The 3247-nt window shown below is 39.6% G+C and carries 6 protein-coding genes; all 6 read left to right on the top strand.

Annotated elements, in window-relative coordinates; genetic code table 11:
- The first annotated feature begins 7 nt into the window (after positions 1-7).
- Positions 8-166, top strand: coding sequence for a DUF6883 domain-containing protein (locus tag OSCI_RS32190; protein WP_324603613.1), 159 nt, complete (start codon positions 8-10; stop codon positions 164-166).
- Between the two features lie 16 nt (positions 167-182).
- Positions 183-458, top strand: coding sequence for a hypothetical protein (locus OSCI_RS00490; protein ID WP_007352868.1), 276 nt, complete (start codon positions 183-185; stop codon positions 456-458).
- Between the two features lie 307 nt (positions 459-765).
- A complete protein-coding gene (locus OSCI_RS00485; RefSeq protein WP_007352867.1) occupies positions 766-1116 on the top strand; it encodes a DUF433 domain-containing protein in 351 nt (116 codons plus the stop codon).
- Between the two features lie 144 nt (positions 1117-1260).
- A complete protein-coding gene (locus OSCI_RS31195; RefSeq protein ID WP_007352865.1) occupies positions 1261-1431 on the top strand; it encodes a hypothetical protein in 171 nt (56 codons plus the stop codon).
- Between the two features lie 249 nt (positions 1432-1680).
- Entirely contained in the window at positions 1681-2547 is an 867-nt protein-coding gene (locus OSCI_RS00475) for a PRC-barrel domain-containing protein (protein ID WP_007352864.1), read from the top strand.
- Positions 2548-2618: 71 nt separating this feature from the next.
- Positions 2619-3224, top strand: a complete 606-nt coding sequence (locus OSCI_RS00470) for a Uma2 family endonuclease (protein ID WP_007352863.1) — start codon at positions 2619-2621, stop codon at positions 3222-3224.
- The last annotated feature ends 23 nt before the right edge of the window (positions 3225-3247 follow it).

Genomic DNA, 3247 nt, shown 5'->3' with positions numbered 1-3247 from the left:
ACCATCTATTCCTGGCAAACCGACAGTTCACGGGTTAAGATTTAAGGTACGAATTAGAATTACAGGACTAAATAGCCAAGAAGGAACGCTTGTCACCAGTTGGCAAATAGATGTAGGAAAAGATATACCTAGACTAATTACAAACTGGTTAGAAGTAGATAGATAATGATAGGAGGTCAAACATGAAAGCCCAACTTTACGATACCATTCAAACCTTGGTTGATATTAATGCCGATTTTGACCACCGCGATCGCATTATTCCCAAAGGTACGGAAGGATCAATTGTCGAATGTTACGAAAATCCCGAATTATATGCAGTCGATCTAGCTATTCCTAACGATAAATTTGTAGGCGGATTTGAGTATGAAAATGTCATGCTTAATCCCACACAATTTACAACATTAGTAAATTCTGTAGAGATGGGCGAATACTCCTATGCAGATGATAAGGTAGAATAGTAGAAAAAGTCAGATCGGAAATCAACTTTAACAAAAATAATAACTCAAAATGGTAAATACCTATCGTTTAAAAGCTAGGGAACTCGATCAGAGCTTTTTAGAAAGATTAAAAGCCACTTATGGAGATCAATAAATAGAAATCAGCATTTCTAACTTAACAACATTTCAGTTGTGGATGATAAGGTATAATAGAAATCAAACAAACAATAAAGAGATATTTAACCAGAATTGGTATGATATGCTATCATTAACTTGTCAACCAACTTAAACAAGATCGACTGCTAAAAATTAACAGGAGTTAACTCTCATGCAACTAGAAGACTACTTCAATTTTTTACGCCCCGACGACATTCGGGTAAAAGGGACGCGGATTGGCATTGAAACCATCCTTTATGATTTTATCCATCGCGCCCGCACTCCCGAGCAAATTCTCCAATCTTATCCCTCTTTAACTTTGGAACAAATTTATGCAACTATCACTTATTATTTACATAACAAAGAAGCGATTAGCGCCTATCTAGCTGATTGGTTAGAATGGAGTCACCAACAATGGAAAGCTCAAGAACTAAATCCCCCACCAGGAATTATTCGACTAAGAAAGCTTAAAGCTGAATTAGAATCTCAACAGAAAGCGCATGAGTCTCAAATACTTGCTTGATGAAAATTTACACCCTATTTATAAAAGACAATTAATTGAAAGCAATCCTAATTTAGTTGTCTGGAAAATAGGTGAGCCTAATTCACATCCTTTAAGCACTTTAGACCCAGAGATTTTGTGCTGGTGACAAACAATCGTAAATCAATGCCAGTTCACTTGGCTGAACATATTGAACGCGGGGGTCATGTCCCAGGAATTTTTATTTTGGGTACTAAAATTAGTATTGGTGAAAATATCAATCAACTAATTTTTATTGCCAAATCCTCTTTTGAGGATGAGTATCAAGATCAGATTATCTATTTACCCAAAATTTGATATAGCACTGAGTTGTGGTGGTTAATCATTCCAGAATCAGAAATTATTTTAGTAGTATTTTCAGGACAATGACTAGAGTTGTAACAGGATGCAACTCCGTTGCCAATTTTCAAGGGAATCGAGTTAGAATTAATACTAGAAACAATTTTTAGCTGGTTGAAGTGTAGTTAAGTTAACAACAGCGATCGCAATACCCCAGATATAAGCGCGATCGCGATCTGAAAACAAACCCCTTTTTGGAGAACTATTATGACTACAGCACAACAGATAATTAAGCGCAGTGATTTCTTCAATCGCCGAGTCATTGACCGCAAGACTGTGGAAGAGCTAGGTAAAGTCGATCAACTGTGGGTAGATCCTCAATCTCATCACACGATCGGCTTTACTTGCAAGTCTGGATTTTTGGGCAATAAGAAACGCTGGTTTGCTTGGTCGCAGGTAGAGACAGTGGGTGACAATATTCTGGTAAATCTTAATCCAGAAGTGCCAGAACTAAAACAACCTGAGTCGGCGATGTCTATGATTGGCAACGAGGTATTGACGGATGGGGGCAATAAGGTAGGTGAGCTGATTGATTACCTCTTCGATGTTAAGACAGGTAATGTGGTTAATTATTTGTTTAAATCTAGCGGGTGGCGAGGTGTTTTGGATGGGATTTATCTGCTTCAACCAGCAGTTATTTCGAGTATCGGGTCTAAGCGAGTGATGGTTCCGGAGGCTGCGATCGCAGAACCTCACCATTATACAGACGGACTGAATCAAAAAGTAGGTCAAGCCAGAGATGTGTTGAAAAAAGACCTCGACGATACCATCAAGCACGTAGAAGAGGCAAAAGGGGTGGCTCAAAGTTTAGCAGAAAAACTTCAAGAAAAAGCTAAAGTTGTCAAGGAAGCAGCTCAAGATCGGGCTCAAGTTGTTAGAGAAAAAGCTCAATCTGTCAGAGAAATGGCTCAAGACCAAGCTCAAGTTATCAAGGAAAAAGCTCAATCTGTCAGAGAAATAACTTCTGAGAAAATTGATGAGATCAGAGGTCATCGGGAAGAAATTGCAGAGCAGATTGCTACTGATGCTATTGAGGAGGCGATCGCACCTCAACTACCAAAAGATCCAGAGTAGAACTTAATCTCAAGTTCAGATTGATAACGGGGCAAAACGCCCCGTCAAAAGATATCAAATCAAGCATTAAAATGACCTACACCGGCCAAAAACTTCTAACATTTGAAACATTCTTAGCGCAATATAGCGACAACTCCCGTTATGAACTGGCTGACGGGGAATTAATTGAAATGGAACCTACAGGCCCCCACGAAACTGTTAGTGGCAAACTAGCAACTCAAATTGGCATCGCCATTACTACAGAAAAACTCCCTTGGTTTATTCCTCGTACTTGTTTAATCCGTCCCTTTGCAGATGCCGCTACTGCCCGCCGTCCTGATATTGTCGTGTTAGATGAAACCGTTCTTATCAACGAACCTTTATGGGAAAGAGAACCTGTAATTACACTGGGAAGGTCAATCAAATTGGTGGTAGAAGTTGTTAGCACGAATTGGGAAACAGATTATGCTCGAAAAGTTGAAGAATATGCCTTTCTAGGGATTCCTGAATATTGGATCGTGGATTATCGTGGGTTGGGGGGCGTGGCTTTTATTGGTAAACCGAAACAACCTACTGTTACGGTTTGTCAACTGATTGATGAAGATTACGCTCAGCAACAATTTCGCCTCGATCAAACAATTATTTCTCCTCTGCTAAAGAACTTGCAAATCCGCCTTGATGATATCCTGCCCCGTTAAAGAAAGAGGGGGAGCGGGGGAGC

It is taken from the genome of Kamptonema sp. PCC 6506 (genome assembly GCF_000180455.1).
GTDB classification, from domain to species: domain Bacteria; phylum Cyanobacteriota; class Cyanobacteriia; order Cyanobacteriales; family Microcoleaceae; genus Kamptonema; species Kamptonema formosum.
The sequence above is the reverse complement of the archived record's forward strand: the minus strand, read 5'-3'. Positions and strand labels throughout refer to the sequence as shown.

What these genes read in the sequence shown, in the direction of transcription:
- OSCI_RS00470 (WP_007352863.1), top strand. Translation starts at nt 2,619, where the DNA reads ATGACCTACACCGGCCAAAAACTTCTAACATTTGAAACATTCTTAGCG.
- OSCI_RS31195 (WP_007352865.1), top strand. Translation starts at nt 1,261, where the DNA reads ATGCCAGTTCACTTGGCTGAACATATTGAACGCGGGGGTCATGTCCCA.
- OSCI_RS00490 (WP_007352868.1), top strand. Translation starts at nt 183, where the DNA reads ATGAAAGCCCAACTTTACGATACCATTCAAACCTTGGTTGATATTAAT.
- OSCI_RS00475 (WP_007352864.1), top strand. Translation starts at nt 1,681, where the DNA reads ATGACTACAGCACAACAGATAATTAAGCGCAGTGATTTCTTCAATCGC.
- OSCI_RS00485 (WP_007352867.1), top strand. Translation starts at nt 766, where the DNA reads ATGCAACTAGAAGACTACTTCAATTTTTTACGCCCCGACGACATTCGG.